Raw genomic sequence first — 16,294 nt, forward strand, 5'->3', positions numbered from 1 at the left:
CACATTCCGCCGTCTGCTGATCTCAACAATCACAAGAAAAGTTCGAGATATCAGCCAGATCGTGCGACACACCGCGCCAATTGGCAGATGGCCCCATGCAAACCCCTCTACCGTGTGAGGCGTGAGCAGCAGCGGCCTCATCTACGCAGTCATTGTCGGGGCCTGGGCCGCCTACTTGGTGCCGATGTGGCTCCGTAGGCAGGACGAGCTGAACGAAGCCCGTCCGACGGAACGCTTCAGCACCGCCATCCGGCTGCTCGCCGGACGGGCGGGGATGGAGCGCCGGTACGCCAAGGACCTGGAGAAGCGAAGCTCCGCCGACGGGGAGGAAGAGGAACCGGGGCGGAGTGCCGAGCCGGACGCCCAGACCGGATCGGTCGACGTCCGGGCCTTCGCCGTGTCCGCCTCCACCCGGACGCTGCTGCGCACCACGAGTCCCGAGGAAGCCTTGCACCGGCGTGACGAGGCGGACCGCCGGCGGGACGAAGCCGCGAACGGGCGTGAGGGCACGGCGCGAGAGCGCGCTGAGCGCCCCGCGCCCCGGCCCGCCGCACAGCGCCCCGCGCTGTCGGCCGCCCAGCGGGCCCGGCGCTCCAAGGCCATCGCCCGGCGCCGGCGCACCACGATGGTCCTCTTCCTGGGCTTCACCCTCGGCTCCATCGTCGCGGCGGTCGGCGGGCTGGCCTTCCTATGGGCCCCGGCCGTTCCGGCCGTCCTTCTGAGCCTCTACATCGCACACCTGCGCGTCCAGGAGCGCCGTCGCTTCGCCGTGACCATGGACCGGCGCCGGGCGGAGGCCGCGGCGCAGCGACTGCGTGAGCGCCGCCCCCGCACATCCGCCCGCCCCGAACCGGGTGCCGAGGACGACTCCGGAGACGAGGGCCGGGCCTCCCTCCCGGACGCCCCGGCCGCCGACGCCCCGGTGCCCGCATCCCCGCACGCCGCCGGCCGGCGGGCCCTGGTCGAGCAGACCGACCACGCGGAGTGGGTCGACCAGCAGCGCCGTCGCGGCGCGGCCGACGGCGACAGCTGGGACCCGGTTCCGGTGCCGCTGCCCACGTATGTAACCGCGCCCGTCGCGCCGCGGGCCACCGGCAGTCTGGACCTCGACGCCCCCGACGCATGGAGCTCGGCGCGGTCGAGCACCGCAGGTCCCGCCGCCGAGGCCGCCGCCTCGGACGAGTCGGGGCCCGCCGCCCGGCGCCCAGCGGGCCGCCGGGCCCGGGAGCGGGGCCGTACGCCCCTGTTCGACCAGTACGCTCCGCCGTCTGCGGGCACGGCACCGGCCGCGGACGCTGGCGACATGGACCGCCCGCGCGCCGCCAACGAGTGAGTCGCTCCCTCGCACACGCCTGACCGGCGCACACAGCGCACCGGCCCCGGAACGGATTTCCAGGCTCCCGGGCCGGGATGCTAAGGTTTCACCCGTTGCAAGGGCCTGTGGCGCAGACCGGTAGCGCACCTCGTTCGCATCGAGGGGGTCAGGGGTTCAAATCCCCTCAGGTCCACACTGGGACTGTTCTTGAGTCGGCTCGGGGATGGTTCACGAGATCCCGCCCGATCCTATGGATCGGGCGGGAATTCGCGTTTTCGGGGGGCTGTTGGAGCGGCGTCCCAGTACTGGCGGGGCGAGGCTCAGTGGCCTTCCGCAGTGCGTGCGGGGGGTGGGAGCGATCGAGCGACGCGCTTCAGCTGCGCGGGCGTGGCAGCGTGCAACGGTCTGCGGCGCAGCTCGCACTCACCGTGTCCCCTTCGAAGGGCTCCGCGCTCGCGGTGAGGGTGGTCCGCTTTCGGGCCAAGATCCTCTGGGTAGTCCGAACCAATTGCCATGAGCGAGAGTCATCCGCGGTCATCCGAGCGGCAGGCACGGGACGTTCAGGACACCAGGCCTTCAGCCAGCGCCCTGTACGGGAAAGCACGCGGCACGTCGTCCTCTGTCCGTACGCCGGCGCGTCGGCAAGGGAGCTGTCCCGACCTCGGGATCTGGCACACTGACCGGCGTTCGCGAACGTTGCTCGAGCCGGGCCGGGCACGACACCGAACGATCAGCGAAACGCCAGGAATTGCAACATCCGACGTGTTCAGGCCTGTCTGCCACGGCAGCCATGCGATGTCGGGGCTTTCCCATCAACTGTTGTCACATGGCGGGCCGCTGTCGACCCATCGTGCCCGCAGGGACCGCGGCAAGCGAGGCCGACTGGTTGTATCGACCATGTCGAACCACGTGGGGCCTGGTCAACGTGCCAGGAGGACGTCCACTTCCGCCGCGAAGAGCAGCGCCGGGTCGAAACCCATCCCGGCGAAGTGGCCCGCGAGTTCCAGTGACAGAACACCCAAGTAACGCAAGAGGTCGTCATGAACACCGAAGAGCTCGTCGAGGTCGTACTGCCGGGCAAGGTGGAGCCGGAAGGACTCCAGATCCGGCACGGAGCCGTCCCGACGGCGGGACCGGGACAGGTGGTGATCCGGATGGAGGCGACCGGGGTCTCCTTCGCCGAGCAGCAGATGCGGCGCGGACGCTACTTCGACCAACCGCCGTACCCCTTTGTGCCCGGATACGACCTGGTCGGCACGGTGCATGCCACCGGCGAGGGCGTCGAGCCGAGCCTGGTGGGCATACGGGTGGCCGCGATGGTCAAGGTCGGCGGCTGGGCCAGCCACGTGCTCGTCGACGCGGCCGACGTGGTGCCCGTCCCCAGTGGCGTCGAGGCAGCGGACGCCGAGACGCTGGTGGTCAACGGCATCACCGCCTGGCAGCTGCTGCACCGCAAGGCACGCGTCCGCGCCGGCCAGACCATCCTGGTCCACGGCGCCAACGGCGGCGTCGGTTCGGTCCTGGTCCAGCTCGCCCAGGCTGTCGGGGTGAAGGTGATCGGCACGGCGTCCGCGCGCCACCACAAGGCCCTGCGGGACCGGGGCGTCACCCCGGTCGACTACCGCACCGCGGACGTCGCGGCACGTGTCCGCGAGCTCGCCCCCGGCGGGGTGGACGCCGTCTTCGACCATGTCGGCGGGCGTGGCATCGTCGACTCCTGGAGCGTCCTCGCGCGCGGCGGCACGCTCGTCTCGTACGGCAGCGCCTCCACTCGGGACGATGAGGGGTCCAAGCAGTGGCCCGTGTTCAAGCTTCTGGGCCGAGTGTGGATGTGGAACGTGCTGCCCAACCGCCGCAGGGCCTACTTCTACAACGTCTGGGCCGGGCGGGCCCTGGCCAGGAACCGGTTCCGGGCCCGGATGCGGAACGACCTCACCCAGGTGTTCGCGGCCCTGAAGCGCGGTGATGTCACCGCGCAGATCGCTGCCCAGCTGCCGCTCACCCGTATCGCCGACGCACTGCGGCTGGCTGAATCCGGCACCGTCTCCGGCAAGATCGTCCTCAACCCGTAGCGTTGTGATGCTGAGCTTGCGGATGAGGCGCGCTCACTGGCAGACAGCGCGAACTCCGAGGGGTGATCGGACCCCTCCCGTGGACCGGCCGTCCGCGTCTCCCGTTTCGCAAGCCTCTCCAAGGACCATCCGCCTGGCGGGGCTTGCTCCACAAGCGGATGCTTGGAGTGAGGGCGGAACCGGCACGGCAATCCAAGGAGGGCTGACCGATGGGACGGCACGCGCGCGCCGGTGAGCTGGACATCTGGATCGAGCAGGCCGGGACCGGACCGGATGTTCTGCTGATCGGAGGCCTCGGGGACACCTGCGAGTCCTGGCAGTTCCAGCTCGACGGGTTGTCCGACCGCTACCGGCTGACCGCCTTCGACAATCGCGGGGCGGGCCGGACGGCCATGCCCGAGGGACGCGTCTCGGCCGAGATCATGGCCGATGACGCCGCTGCGGTGCTGCGGGCGCTGGACATTCCTTCCGCCCACGTCGCGGGCTTCTCCGGCGGCAGCACCATCAGCCAGGAACTGGCGCTCCGCCACCCCGAGATGGTGCGCAGCTTGGTCCTGCAGAGCACGTGGGCGGTGCAGGACCACTACCTGCGCCGGTGGCTGCGGTTCATCCAGTGGCTGGTCGAGGTGGCACCCAGTGAACGAGCGTTCCTGGAGGGCTTCTTCCTGGACATCTACACGGCCCGGGCGCACAACGACGGGACCGTCGACCAGTTCATCGAGGAAGTGCTCGCGTTCCCGCACAAGCAGACGGCCGCGGACGTCCGGCGTTTTCTCGACGCCTTGGTCGATCACGATACGAGGGACCGCCTGCCGGACATCAGCGCGCCGACGTTGGTCCTCGCCGGCGGCCGAGACTCCGTCTGCCGCCCCGAAGTCTGCCGCGACGTCGCCGCCCGAATCCCCGGCGCTCGATTCGTGGTACTGGAGGGGGAGGCACACCAGCCCTTCCAGGAGATCCCCGACGAATGGAATGACCGCGTCGATCTCTTCTGGCGTGAGGTCGAGAAGCGGGCCGCCTGACGGAGCGTATGTGGAGCCCGAGGGGGCGTATGTGGGTCCCGAAGCCCGCGCATACGTCGAAACAGCCTCGCGATCCGAGGACGAACGAACAATCGCTGTTGCGGCGACACAGAAGAGCGACGAGATCCGGGCAATGCAGACGCGGCTGCAGAGCGGGACGGGGCGACCAGCCCGGCGGGGGAGGGGAGTTGAGGGCTGGTGCCGGCCGTGACGACCCCGCGACCAGCCCCGGTCAATCGGTGTCCCTGCGGTGGTCGTCAGCGGCGACACCGTGACGTGCGCGCGCGGGGACGGCTTCCCGCGCCGGGTTGCCGCGCCAGTGTGCCCCTGGGGGGATCTCCTCGCCCTTCATCAGGAACGAGTCGGGGCCCAGAGTCGCGCCGTCGCCCATCGTCACCCCGTAATGTACGAACGCGCCCGGAGCCAGCGTGCAGTTGGCGCCGATCGTGATGCGGCCGGTCTTGAAGGTGCCGTCCTCCAGTGAGTGGCACTGGACGGTGGACTCCATGTTCAGCGCGCAGCCGTCGCCGATCGTGACGAGCGTCTTCTCCGGAATGCCGCAGCCGTCGTCGAAGACCCTGCGGCCCATACGTACGCCCGCCAGCCGCCACAGCAGAGGCTTGAAGGGAGTGCCGTTGAACAGCGGGACCATGCTGAGCTTCCACATGCGCTCGTGCTGCCAGAACTGCGGGTCGTAGATGGAACAGAACCGCGGGCGCAGGGAGCGGAATCCGAGCGCGGCCTTTTCGGCCAGGGTGGAGAAGGCGATGGTGAAGGCCAGACCGAGCAGAAGGGCGGCGGCGACCGCCAGGGCGCCGAGAGCCGTGTAGTGGTCCGCGGCGAGCACCGCGAGCAGAAGCAGGACGAAGAACTCGATCCACATCACGAGCAGGAACAGGACGAGCGTGACGGTGTTGTGGCGTCGCTTCCCCGCGAGCCCCTGGCGGAGCCCCTCGCCGCTCTTCAGATGGTCGAACCTGCTGTCGCGCTGCACCGACCGCGGGATCTCGAAGCAGGGCGACCCCAGCAGCCCGACGCCCTCGCGAACCTCGCCGTCCACCGGCACCATCACCTTCGTCCCCAGCAGGCAGTTCTCGCCCGTCCTACCGCGGGACGGGTAGGCCACGTCATTGCCGAGGAAGTTGCGCGGTCCCACGGCCGTCCTGGTGACGCGGAAGGAGGTGCTGGAGAACTCCGCGTTGATGACCGACAGTCCGTCCGAGACCATCGTGCCGCTGCCGACGACCGCCAGGAACGGCGTCTCGTTCTGCTGCGCGACACCGAAGTTCGAGCCCGTCTGCACGACCTTGCACAGGTCCCAGCCGATGGACCGCAGGTAGTGGACGATGAACGCACTGTCCCCGAAGAGGCCCATGTATGCCGACATGTTGCTGAGGCGGGCGATCGTCCGCTGGACCGAGTAGTGGAACCCGTAGAGGGGATAGACCCGGTCCGGCCTGAGGACGCCATTCAGCAGGCGGGGGACGGTCACGACGAAGGCGAGCCCGGCGAGCAGAGGGCCGAAGAACAGCACCAGGGACGCGGCCAGTTGGTCCAGGTAGAACGCCGGGCTCGTCAGGTCGAGACCGTCCGCGGTGAGGAATCGCGGGAGCAGCGCGCCCAGCGCGCCCAGGCCCACCGGTACGTAGAGCAGGGGCACGGTCAGGAGCTGCGCGGTGGCGTACACAACGCGCCGGACGGTGCCGCAGCGCGCCGGCTCGACGGCCCTGAAGTCGGTGCCGGTCCGCTGGGCCGGTGACCCGGCCCAGGACTCGCCGGGGGGCACGGTCTGCCCGGGGTGCAGTGAGGAGGCGTGGCCGAGCTGGGCGCCGTCGCCCATCGTCACCCCGATGTCGATCACCGTGTGCTCGCTGACGAGGACGTCGTCACCGAGGGTCACGCGACCGGTGCGGAGCCGGCCGGCCTCGGCGCGGTAGCAGTTGATCAGGGCGTTCTTGCGGATGACCGTGTTCTCGCCGACCGTCAGCAGGTCGGTGCAGACGGGAACCGACCGCGAGAAGATCACCGTGCCGCGCCCGATCCTCGCGCCGAGGGCCCTGAGATAGAGCACATACAGCGGCGAACCGGCGAACAAGAGCATCGGGCTCATCCGGATCAGCGTCTTGACCGTCCAGAACCGGACATACGTCAGGCTCCAGAGCCGGACCTCGCACGGTCTCCACCGCCCGACGAGGACCCACTTGGCCACGACCGGACACGTCGCCAGGCCCAGGAAGGAAGCGATGCCGAACGCGGTCGAGCGCAGATAGTCGTCGATCAGCCCGCCGCCGTCCGCGACCCAGCGGTAGCCCTCGATGAGCAGCAGTGAACCGGCATAGACGTAACCGAGGAAGAGCAGGAGCTGGAGCACCCCGCAGAGGGCGTAGCGCGGGACGCCCGGGAGCCGTTCGACCGGCGGCGCTTCCGTCGCCGGCGCGTCGACGGTGGCCGGCGGGGCTTCGGCGAGCGCCGTGGCGAGGCCGCTGATCGTCGGGTGGAGGTAGATGTCCCGCATCGACACCGACGGCAGCCCGCTGCGCCTCCGCACGCGCGCGCAGAACTGTGCCATGAGCAGGGAGTTCGCGCCGAGGTCGTCGAAGAAGTGGCCGTCGGCCGAGACCCGGTCGAGGCGCAGGACCTCGGCCAGCAGACCGGCCAGAGCCGCCTCGGTGCCGGAGGACGGAGCGGTGTACGGGCGGGTGGCCGGGCTCCGCGGGCCGCTGGGCGCCGGGAGATTCCTGCGGTCGACCTTGCCACTGGGGAGGACGGGAAGGGCCGCCACCTCCTCCAGGTACGCGGGCACCATGTAGGCGGGAAGCCGGGCGCGCAGCTCCTGGTGGATACGGCCGGGGGTCGGCCGGTCGGCGTTCGGCTGCGGGCTGTAGTACGCGACCAGCTCGACGAGACCGGGTGCGGATTCATGGGTGGCGACGACCGCCTGGGCGATGCCGGGGACCCGCAGCAGGACGGACTCGATCTCACTCGGCTCGATCCGGTACCCCCGGATCTTCACCTGGGTGTCGATGCGGCCGTGGTACTCGATCTCGCCGTCGTCGTTGACCCGCCCGAGGTCACCGGTCCGGTAGATCCTGCCGGACGGGTTGTTGCCGATCCGGAGGAAGTCCTCGACGAAGGCCCGCTCCGTGAGGTCGTCGCGGTTCAGATAGCCGCGGGCGAGGCCAACGCCCGCGATGCCGATCTCGCCCAGTTCGCCGACGCCGACGGCCCGTTGGGCCGTGGGGTCGAGGATCACGGCCGAGTAGGTGGGCAGCGGCACACCGATCGTCACGGGCTTGTCCGGGTGGACGGGCGTCCAAGTCGCGGTGACGGTGGCCTCCGTGGGGCCGTAGACGTTGAGGAAACGCCGCCCCGGCCGGTGCCAGCGGGTGACGAGGTCCTTCGGGCAGGCCTCGCCGGACACCAGCAGGAAGCGGAGTGAGGGGAGTTCGTCGTCCAGCGTCGCCAGCAGTGTGGGCACGCAGCACAGCGCGGTGACGGAGCGGCTGTCGAGGAACTCCCACAGATCCCGGCCGACGAGCGGGGAGCCTGCCGGTTTGGGGACCAGGGTCGCGCCGACCATCAGCGGCACCCAGATCTCCTCGACCGAGAAGTCGAAGGCGATGGTCATGCCCTGGTAGACCCGGTCGTCCGGCCGCAGCCCGTAGACCTCGCCGGCCACGCGGACGAAGTTGCAGATGGCGGCGTGGGTGATGGCCACGCCCTTGGGGCGGCCCGTCGAACCGGAGGTGTAGATGATGTAGCAGAGGTCGTCGGGCGGGTCGCCGCGTTCGCCGCGCCGCAGGCGCCTGTGGTCCTCGGCGGCGAGGAGCGCCGCGTCCTCGTCGACGCAGAGCACGGCGGCGCCCGTGTGCTCGAGACGGTCCCGCAACCGCGTGTGCGCGAGGACGGTACGGACGCCGGCGTCCCGCACGATGTACGCCAGCCGGTCGGGCGGGAACGCGGCGTCCAGGGGTACGTACACGGCGCCCGCCTTGAGCACCGCCAGCATGCCGACGTACGCGTGCACCCCCCGGGTGAAGAGGAGCCCGACGCGGTCGCCGGGGCGGGCGCCCCGGGCCAGGAGGTGGCGTGCGAGCTGATTGGCCCGGGCGTCCAACTGGTCGTAGGTGAGGACGGAGTTGCCCTCGTCCACGGCCGGGCGCCTGTCCCCGCCGCTCTGCCGCAGTACGTCGCAGCGGGCCTCGAAAAGGTGCTCCAGGCGTTCGCCGTGGCGCCAGCGGACCGTCTGTTCGTGTCCGGGGGAAACCAGCACCGGGCCCGCCCGGGCGGACGGGGGCACGTCCCGGCCTTGGTGGGACTGTGTGCGGCGTGCCTCGGTGCTCATACGGCGGTGCTCATACGGTCGATCCGTTGCGGCTGTTCTTCTGGGGGTTGTTCTTCTGCGGTTCCAGTGCGGCTGTTCTTCTGGGGTTGTTCTCTGGGGTTGTTCTTCTGCGGTGGTTCCAGTGCCGCTGTTCCTGTGCGGTGGTTCCTGTGCGGCTGTTCCTGTGCGGGGGCCTTCTATGCGGAGGTTTCTATGCGGCGGCGGTCGACGGCGTCGCGGGTGCACACTCCGCGATGGTGTCGACGAGGATCGTGCAGGCGATGTCGAGGACGTCGGCGGTCACGTTGAGGGGCGGCAGGATTCGGACGACGCAGTCGTCGCGGCCGCCGAGTTCCACGATGAGCCCGCGCCGCAGCGATCGCGCCTGCACCTCGGCGGCGAGCGCGCCGGCCGGGCGTCCGTCACAGGGGTCGGCGAGTTCGATCCCCCACATCAGCCCGCGTCCGCGCACCTCGCGCACCCATGGCTGGTCCTTGAGCTCCGCGAGCCGCGTCTCGACCTGGTCTCCGCGGCGCCGGACATTGCCCAGCACGTCGTCGCGGCGGAAGATCTTGATGGCTTCGAGGCCGGAGGCGAACGCGAGCTGATTGCCGCGGAAGGTCCCGGTGTGCGCACCGGGGGCCCAGACGTCCAGCCGCTCATCGTAGAGGATCAGCGCGACCGGGGCGCCGATGCCGCTCAGTGCCTTCGAGGCGACGATGACATCGGGCTCGATGCCGTACTGCTCGAAAGCGAACCAGGTGCCGGTGCGCCCGCCGCCGGTCTGGACCTCGTCAACCACCAGCGGGATGTCCAGATCGCGGGTGAGCGCCCGAACCCGGCGTACGAACTCGGGTCCGGCGGGCACCACACCGCCCTCGCCCTGCACCAGCTCGAGAACGACGGCAGCGGGGTGCGGGATGCCCGCGAGGCCGTCGTTCAGCGACCGTTCGAGGAAGCCGACGCAGTTGGTGTCGCAGGTGTCCGGGTCCAGACCCATCGGGCAGCGGCTGCAGTACGAGTAGGGGAAGAAGTGGACGCCTGGCACCCCGCCCGGCACGGGCTCCTTCTGCGCCACCGTGCCGCTGAGCGCCATCGCGGCGTGGGTGCAGCCGTGAAAGCCGCCCTGGAAGGAGATGATGTCGGCGCGCCCCGTCGCGGTCTTGCAGAGTTTTACGGCGGCTTCGACCGCGTTGGCTCCCGTCGGGCCGCAGAAATGGAGCTTCATCCTGGTGCGCAGCCGCAGGGGCAGCATCGAGAGCTGGGCGTCGGTGAAGGCGTCCTTCACCGGGGTGGGGAAATCCAGGCCGTGGGTGAATCTGCCGAGCTGTCCGGCGACCGAGCGCACCAGTTCCGGGTGGTTGTGACCCAGGGAGAGGACGCCTGCGCCGCCCAGGAAGTCGATGAAGACGTTGCCGTCCAGATCGCGGACGAAGCTGCCGAAACCCTCCTCGATGGCGATGGGGAAGTGACGGGGGTAGACCCTCGCGTTCGACTCCCGCTGCTCCTGCCGTTCGAGGAGTTCCGACGAGCGCGGTCCCGGCAGCTCGGAGTCGACATGAGGACGGGTCACGGTGTCGGGCTGCTGGAAAATCGTCATCGGACGCTCCGCAACGATGGTGATGGTCGTGCTGTGGTGCGACTGCGCTCACGGCCGGTGACGGGAGGACACCTCAAGTCACCGCGCCGGCCACCGCCCCGCGGTCCCGTGCGGTCGGGACCCTGGCCGGGTACGGGCAGGGGCCCGGTACGCGGCTTCGGGCGGGGACACGGCGGTCCGGAACCGGCCGAGCCGTCTCGGACCGGATCGAGCGAGCGCACTTCTCTCATACGACAGAAAGTCCGTTTCGGATTGTTATGCCCGAAAAGCCCACCGGATCTCGTGGCCCATGAGGGCTGTCAGGCTGCCCGGCTGTCCGGCTGTCCGGCTGTCCGGCTGTCCGGCTGTCCGGCTGTCGGCTGTCGGGCTGTCGGGCTGTCCGGTGTGGTTCGCGCTCGGAGTGGCCCGGGGGCGTCCTTCAGGTGCTCCGCCGGGCGGGCCTATGGGGCGCGCCAGGCCGGATGGGGACGCGTGAGCCAGGCCGCGGCCGGCAGACCGGAGGCGCGGCGGGTCCACGGGGCCGACGGGGGCGGTGCGGCGCGCGGAGGTGTGACGGCGCCGGCGAGCGCGCCGAGGGCGACGAGGAGCGCGGCGAGTTCCTCGGCCCGCGGCTCACCGCGGACGACGCGGACGACGCCGTCCGGGCCGCTCATTGGGGCTGGTTCCCGTGCTTGCGGGTGGGGAGCGGGGCGTGCTTGGCGCGCAGCATCGCCAGCGCCCCTATCAGGCGGCTGCGGGTCTCCGCCGGGTCGATCACGCTGTCGACGAGGCCGCGCTCGGCCGCGTAGTACGGGTGCATCAGCTCGGCGCGATACTCCTTGACCAGACGGGCGCGCGTCGCCTCCGGGTCTTCCGCGGCGGCTATCTCCCGGCGGAACACGACGTTCGCCGCGCCTTCCGCGCCCATCACCGCGATCTCGTTGCTCGGCCAGGCCAGCGAAATATCCGTGCCGATGGAGCGGGAGTCCATGACGATGTACGCCCCGCCGTAGGCCTTGCGCAGGATGAGCTGCACGCGCGGCACCGTGGCGTTGCAGTACGCGTAGAGCAGCTTGGCGCCGTGGCGGATGATGCCGCCGTGCTCCTGGTCGACGCCGGGCAGGAAGCCGGGCACGTCGACCAGGGTGACCAGCGGGAGATTGAAGGCGTCGCAGGTCTGGACGAAGCGCGCCGCCTTCTCCGAGGCATGGATGTCCAGCACCCCTGCGAAGGCGGCGGGCTGGTTGGCGACGATGCCCACCGCCTGCCCGTCGAGCCGGGCGATGGCACAGATGATGTTGGTCGCCCAGGACTCCTGGATCTCGAAGACCTCGCCGTCGTCGACGATCTCGGCGATCACCGCCCGCATGTCGTAGGCCCGGCCGGGGTCGGCCGGAACCAGGTCCAGCAGAGCCTCGGTGCGGCGGCTCGCCGGGTCCGTGGTGGGCTCCTCGGGCGGCAGCTCGCGGTTGTTGGAGGGCAGCAGGGACAGCAGGTGCCGTACGTCCTCCAGGCAGCTCCGCTCGTCGTCGTAGGCGAAATGGGCCACGCCCGAGACGGAGGCATGGGCGTCGGCGCCGCCGAGGGCGTCGTGCGTGATGACCTCGCCCGTGACCGCCTGCACCACGTCCGGCCCCGTGATGAACATCTGGGACGTGCCGCGCACCATGAAGACGAAGTCCGTCAGCGCGGGCGAGTACGCGGCGCCGCCGGCGCACGGCCCGAGGATCACGCTGATCTGCGGGATGACGCCGGAGTTGCGCACATTCCGGGTGAAGATCCCGCCGTAGCCGGCGAGGGCCGTCACGCCCTCCTGGATCCTGGCGCCCGCGCCGTCGCACAGGCCGACCACCGGGCAGCCCGCGGACTCGGCAAGATCCATCAACTTGTGGATCTTCTCGGCGTGGGCCTCACCGAGGGCCCCGCCGAAGATCCGGAAGTCATGGGCGTAGGCGAAGACGGTGCGGCCGTGCACCTGACCCCAGCCGGTGATTACACCGTCGGTGTGGGGCCGGCGGTCCTCCAGGCCGAAGCCGGCGGCCCGGTGCCGACGCAACTCCTCGACCTCGGTGAAGGTGTCCTCGTCGAAGAGGAGCGCGAGCCGCTCGCGCGCGGTCAGTTTGCCCTTGGCGTGCTGCGCTTCGGTCGCGCGCTCGCTGGGGCCGCGCCGCACGCTCTCGTGCAGCTCGGCGAGTTCGGCGGCACGGTCGCGCAGATGGCCGTTCGCGGGGGCCAGGGTGCTCAGGGGCGTTTCCTCGACAACGCTCATGCCGACCAGGGTGCGCGCACCTGCTCAAGACGGGCTCGACGGCCCCTGGACCTACGGGTGGAGTGCGGCTCGACCCGAGCCGTCCACGCTCGCGCCATGACGTGTCTCCAGCACCGTTCCGTCGTCCTGATGTTCCCGGGCACGGGCGCCCAGCATGCGCGCATGGCGGCCGGGCTCTACGGACACGAGCCGGTCTTCACCGGCGCCGTCGACGCCGTCCTGGCCGAACTCGGCCCCGAGGGCGAGGCCGTGCGGGCCGACTGGCTCGCCGACGCGCCCGCGGAGTCCATGGACGCCGACGCCCGCTCCGCGCCGCTGCTGTTCGCCGTGGACTACGCGATGGGGCGGCTGGTCGAGAGCTGGGGCGTGCGGCCGGCCGCGTATCTCGGCCACAGCATGGGGGAGTTCGCCGCCGCCGTACTCGCCGGGGTGTTCCGTCTGGAGGACGCGGTGCGGCTGCTGTGGGCGCGGGTGCGGATGCAGCGGGGGACACCGGCGGGCGGCATGCTCGCGGTGGCTGCCACGGAACGCGAGTTGTCGGGGTATCTGGGCGACGGCGTGGTCGTGGGTGCGGTCAACGCCCCGCGCCACACCGTGCTGTCGGGCCCGGAGGAGCCGCTGCGCGCGGTCGCGGAGCGGCTCGTGGCGGACGGCAGGACGTTCCGCCGGCTGGCGTCCCGCACTCCGTACCACAGCCCGGCACTGGCGCCGCTGGTGCCGGAGACCGAGGCGCTCATCGCCTCGATGCGGCTCGCCGAGCCTCGTACGCCGCTCTACTCCGCTTACAGCGCACGGCTGTTGAGCCCGGAGGAGGCGACCGCTCCCGCGTTCTGGGCCGTTCAGCCCACGGCTCCGGTGCTGTTCTGGCCGACGCTGGAACGGGTGCTGCGGGACGGCGACCGCCTGCTCGTCGAGGCCGGTCCCTCGCAGAGCCTCACGGTGCTGGCCCGGGGACACGAGGCCGTGCGCTCGGGGCGCAGCGCGGTGGTGCCCGCGCTGCCGCCCCGGGCCCTGGGGCCCGGGGCGGACCGGCGGAGTGCGGGCGCGGCGCGCGAGCAGCTGCGCATGGAGGGGGCGCCGCAGCCGCTTCAGGGGGCGCCGGCCGGAGCACCGGCCCGGCCGGAGGGCCCGTCGGCGGAAACCCTGGCGGAAACCCTGGCGGAAACCCTGGCGGAAACCCCGGGGGAAACCTCGGCAGCAACCCAGGCAGGAATCTCGCACCCGGATCACTCCGGGAGATTGCCGGTGGACCTCCCCTCCTCGTAAGGGCTCGACACCCCGTCGTAGGCCAGGTGCAGCACCATGCCGTCGCGCGCGTGGTCGAGGTTGTGGCAATGGTCCATCCACAGGCCGGGGTTGTCGGCGCGGAAGGCCACCTCGTAGCGTTCGCCCGGTGCGACGTTGAGGGTGTCGGTCCACCACGGGCTGCCCGTCGCCTTCTTCCCGTCCTTGGACAGGACGAGCATGCGGTGGCCGTGCAGATGCATGGGGTGGTCGTCCAGACTCCGGTTGAGGAACGTGGTGCGCACCAGGTCGCCCTGCTTGACCAGCAGCGCCGGGATCTCGGGGTAGACCGCGTTGTTGATGGTCCACAGCACCATGGGCCGTCCGTCGAAGAAGCCGAAGCTGTTGCCGAGGACGAGATGGAAGTCCCGGTCGAAGCGGGGCGAGGGACCGAACGGGGCGCTTCCGGGAGAGCCGTAGTGCAGGGGGTCGAACAGCGGCCCGGTGACGGCGGCGGGACGCTCGGCGACGGTCGTGTCCGGTGCCAGGAGCAGGGAGGCCGTTTCGGCCCGGCCCGCTCCGTAGGCGCCGTCCTCGCCGCAGCCCTCGAAGCCGTGGCTGGCGCTGGAGGCGTTGGCGTCGCCGACCACGGTCAGATGGACGGGGCCGACGGGCTGGCGGAACGTGACGTCGTACCGGCCGCCGCCCGCGATCCGCAGCCGCCGGTCGCGCAGTTCGGTCGGCCCGGTCACGTCGTTGCCGTCGATCGCCGCGACCTTGAAGGGCGCTCCCGCGAGCGAGTACGTACGGGGGCAGTTGTCGGCGTTCACCAGGCGCAGCCGCACCGCGGTCCCGGCCGGGACCTCCTCCTTCCGCATCCGGGTGTCGTCGCCGAACGCAGTACGCAGGGTGCCGCCGGTGCCGTTGACACCGCTCAGGGCGCCCCCGCCAACTCCGCCTTCGCCGCCGCCCCCTCCGCCCCCGCCACCGCGGGGCGGGCCGCCCGCTGAGGGCTTCGCGCCACCGATGGTCCAGGCGTGCGCGACGACGGTGCGGTCCACGACCTCAGGGTCGCCGACCTCGGGCTCCTCCACCACCAGCGCCCCGAACAGGCCGCGCGCCACCGCACTGCTGGACTGCTGGTGCGAGTGGTACCAGAAGGTGCCCGCCCGGTCCGGACGGAAGCGGTACACATGACGCTCACCGGGGCGTACGGCGTCCTGGGTGACCCCGGCCACGCCGTCCTCGGCGTTGGGGACGTCGACGCCGTGCCAGTGCAGGGTCACCCCGCCCTTAACGTCCTGGTTGACCAGGACCACCTCGACCAACTCGCCGCGTTGCATGCGCAGTTCGGGCCCGGGAAGCTGCCCGTTGAAGGCCAGGGCCGCCACCTTCTCGCCGGACGCCAGGCGCATCGTGCGGTCCGTCGCGGTCAGCGTGAAGCGCCGGTCCGGCTCGCCCTTGCGGTCACGGGTGAGGTCCTCGACGCTCCGCGCGGGGGCCCGCCCGGCGGAGGCGCCGCCTCCGGTGTCGTGGGAGTGCGCGTGTCCGGACTCGCCCATCCGGCCCGGCAGTTTGCTCTGTTCGGCCGCCAGTGAGCAGCCCCCGACGGTCAGCACGGTCAGACCGGTCGCCACGGCGGTGGCGCGCAGCAGGCGCCTCGAACGGGACGGCGGCCGCCACCCGGGCGATTCCAAGGCGGTACGGCGGCGCTGCTGGAGCAGCAGCAGAGCACCCGACGCGGCGCCCAGCAGGGCGAGTTCCACCAGAACCATGCCGGTGTACGGAGGTGTGGGCGGGTGGAGCGAGTAGGCGGCGCCCAGGAGGGCCGCGACGCAGCCGGCCTGCACGGGGACGACGAGCCGCGTCCGGGCGGCCTGGCGGCGCAGTTCGGACAGACCGGTCCGCGCGGCGTCATCGATCCGCGCGGTGTCATCGGTCTGTGCGGTGTCATCGATCCGCGCGGCGTCATCGGTCTGTGCGGTGTCATCGGTGTGCGGCCCGTCCTTTGCCGGTGCCGCAGCGAGCACATCGGCCTGTACCGGTGCCGCATCGCGAACCCGATCCGGTGCCGCATCGCCTACCCCGTCGCGTACCGCGCCGCGTGCCGTGAGCAGCACCCGTCGGTACGCCGGCACTGCCAGCGCCACGACGGCGACGCCCGCGAGCACCGGGGGGAGTGCTCCGAACAGGACGTAGTCCGCGCCCCCGAGCCACCCGGCCGTGTCGACGAGGGCGAGGGCCAGTGCGGCCCGCACGGCGAGTGCGATCAGTGCGCAGGACAGAAGGATCAGGCCGAGCCGGGCTCTGCGGCGGACCGACGCCGGCGTGGGCCGGGTCGCCAGCCGCCGCGCTCCGCGGGCCGCGAAGCCCCATAAGACGGCCGTGAGCACGGCCCAGAGCATGTTCTGTTCGAAGAGGTTCTCCACCATGGGGGACAGCCTGGCGTGACTCCTTCGAGCCTCCCTCGAGGCGGCTGGACGATGCTC

The 16,294-nt window shown here is 71.2% G+C and carries 9 protein-coding genes, 1 tRNA gene and 1 pseudogene; 5 read left to right on the top strand and 6 right to left on the bottom strand.

What is annotated here, in order from left to right; genetic code table 11:
* Positions 1-121 precede the first annotated feature (121 nt).
* Positions 122-1,333: a gephyrin-like molybdotransferase receptor GlpR gene (glpR, locus tag AB0M26_RS00955; protein ID WP_365252383.1), complete on the top strand. Its 1,212-nt coding sequence runs from the start codon at positions 122-124 to the stop codon at positions 1,331-1,333.
* 101 nt (positions 1,334-1,434) lie between these two features.
* Positions 1,435-1,508: transfer RNA gene (locus tag AB0M26_RS00960), tRNA-Ala, on the top strand.
* Positions 1,509-2,235: 727 nt separating this feature from the next.
* Here AB0M26_RS00960 and AB0M26_RS00965 read toward each other — a convergent pair.
* Positions 2,236-2,334, bottom strand: a pseudogene (locus AB0M26_RS00965) (TetR/AcrR family transcriptional regulator); the annotation flags it as partial.
* 21 nt (positions 2,335-2,355) lie between these two features.
* Between AB0M26_RS00965 and AB0M26_RS00970 the strand changes: the two are divergent.
* Positions 2,356-3,387: a medium chain dehydrogenase/reductase family protein gene (locus tag AB0M26_RS00970; RefSeq protein WP_365252386.1), complete on the top strand. Its 1,032-nt coding sequence runs from the start codon at positions 2,356-2,358 to the stop codon at positions 3,385-3,387.
* Positions 3,388-3,596: 209 nt separating this feature from the next.
* Entirely contained in the window at positions 3,597-4,409 is an 813-nt protein-coding gene (locus tag AB0M26_RS00975) for an alpha/beta fold hydrolase (protein WP_365252388.1), read from the top strand.
* Between the two features lie 232 nt (positions 4,410-4,641).
* Here the strand turns inward: AB0M26_RS00975 and AB0M26_RS00980 are convergent, their stop codons facing one another.
* From AB0M26_RS00980 to AB0M26_RS00995, 4 genes are all read right to left on the bottom strand, one after another.
* Positions 4,642-8,754 carry a Pls/PosA family non-ribosomal peptide synthetase gene (locus tag AB0M26_RS00980; RefSeq protein WP_365252391.1) on the bottom strand — a complete coding sequence of 1,371 codons (4,113 nt, stop codon included), beginning with the start codon at positions 8,752-8,754 and terminating at the stop codon, positions 4,642-4,644.
* Between the two features lie 190 nt (positions 8,755-8,944).
* Positions 8,945-10,333 (bottom strand): diaminobutyrate--2-oxoglutarate transaminase family protein, encoded by a 1,389-nt coding sequence (locus tag AB0M26_RS00985; RefSeq protein ID WP_365252394.1) that lies wholly within the window; start codon positions 10,331-10,333, stop codon positions 8,945-8,947.
* 440 nt (positions 10,334-10,773) lie between these two features.
* On the bottom strand, positions 10,774-10,986 hold the full coding sequence (locus AB0M26_RS00990) for an acyl-CoA carboxylase epsilon subunit (RefSeq protein WP_365252397.1): 213 nt from the start codon (positions 10,984-10,986) through the stop codon (positions 10,774-10,776).
* A complete protein-coding gene (locus tag AB0M26_RS00995) occupies positions 10,983-12,581 on the bottom strand; it encodes an acyl-CoA carboxylase subunit beta (protein ID WP_365252400.1) in 1,599 nt (532 codons plus the stop codon). The genes AB0M26_RS00990 and AB0M26_RS00995 overlap by 4 nt, the downstream gene beginning before the upstream one ends.
* Positions 12,582-12,677: 96 nt before the next feature.
* Here AB0M26_RS00995 and AB0M26_RS01000 point away from each other — a divergent pair, with 96 nt between their 5' ends.
* Positions 12,678-13,847, top strand: coding sequence for an acyltransferase domain-containing protein (locus AB0M26_RS01000; protein WP_365252402.1), 1,170 nt, complete (start codon positions 12,678-12,680; stop codon positions 13,845-13,847).
* On the opposite strand, the gene AB0M26_RS01005 is transcribed toward AB0M26_RS01000, so the two are convergent.
* Entirely contained in the window at positions 13,808-16,237 is a 2,430-nt protein-coding gene (locus AB0M26_RS01005) for a multicopper oxidase family protein (RefSeq protein WP_365252405.1), read from the bottom strand. The two genes, AB0M26_RS01000 and AB0M26_RS01005, sit on opposite strands and share 40 nt — an antisense overlap.
* Positions 16,238-16,294: the final 57 nt, after the last annotated feature.

This window comes from Streptomyces sp. NPDC051776, from assembly GCF_040681345.1.
In the GTDB taxonomy this organism is placed as follows: Bacteria; Actinomycetota; Actinomycetes; order Streptomycetales; family Streptomycetaceae; genus Streptomyces.

Bases quoted from the DNA above. Each gene is read 5' to 3' on its own strand.
- AB0M26_RS00970 (WP_365252386.1), top strand. From the start codon at position 2,356: ATGAACACCGAAGAGCTCGTCGAGGTCGTACTGCCGGGCAAGGTGGAG.
- AB0M26_RS00975 (WP_365252388.1), top strand. From the start codon at position 3,597: ATGGGACGGCACGCGCGCGCCGGTGAGCTGGACATCTGGATCGAGCAG.
- AB0M26_RS00980 (WP_365252391.1), bottom strand. From the start codon at position 8,754: ATGAGCACCGAGGCACGCCGCACACAGTCCCACCAAGGCCGGGACGTG.
- AB0M26_RS00985 (WP_365252394.1), bottom strand. From the start codon at position 10,333: ATGACGATTTTCCAGCAGCCCGACACCGTGACCCGTCCTCATGTCGAC.
- AB0M26_RS00990 (WP_365252397.1), bottom strand. From the start codon at position 10,986: ATGAGCGGCCCGGACGGCGTCGTCCGCGTCGTCCGCGGTGAGCCGCGG.
- AB0M26_RS00995 (WP_365252400.1), bottom strand. From the start codon at position 12,581: ATGAGCGTTGTCGAGGAAACGCCCCTGAGCACCCTGGCCCCCGCGAAC.
- AB0M26_RS01000 (WP_365252402.1), top strand. From the start codon at position 12,678: ATGACGTGTCTCCAGCACCGTTCCGTCGTCCTGATGTTCCCGGGCACG.
- AB0M26_RS01005 (WP_365252405.1), bottom strand. From the start codon at position 16,237: ATGGTGGAGAACCTCTTCGAACAGAACATGCTCTGGGCCGTGCTCACG.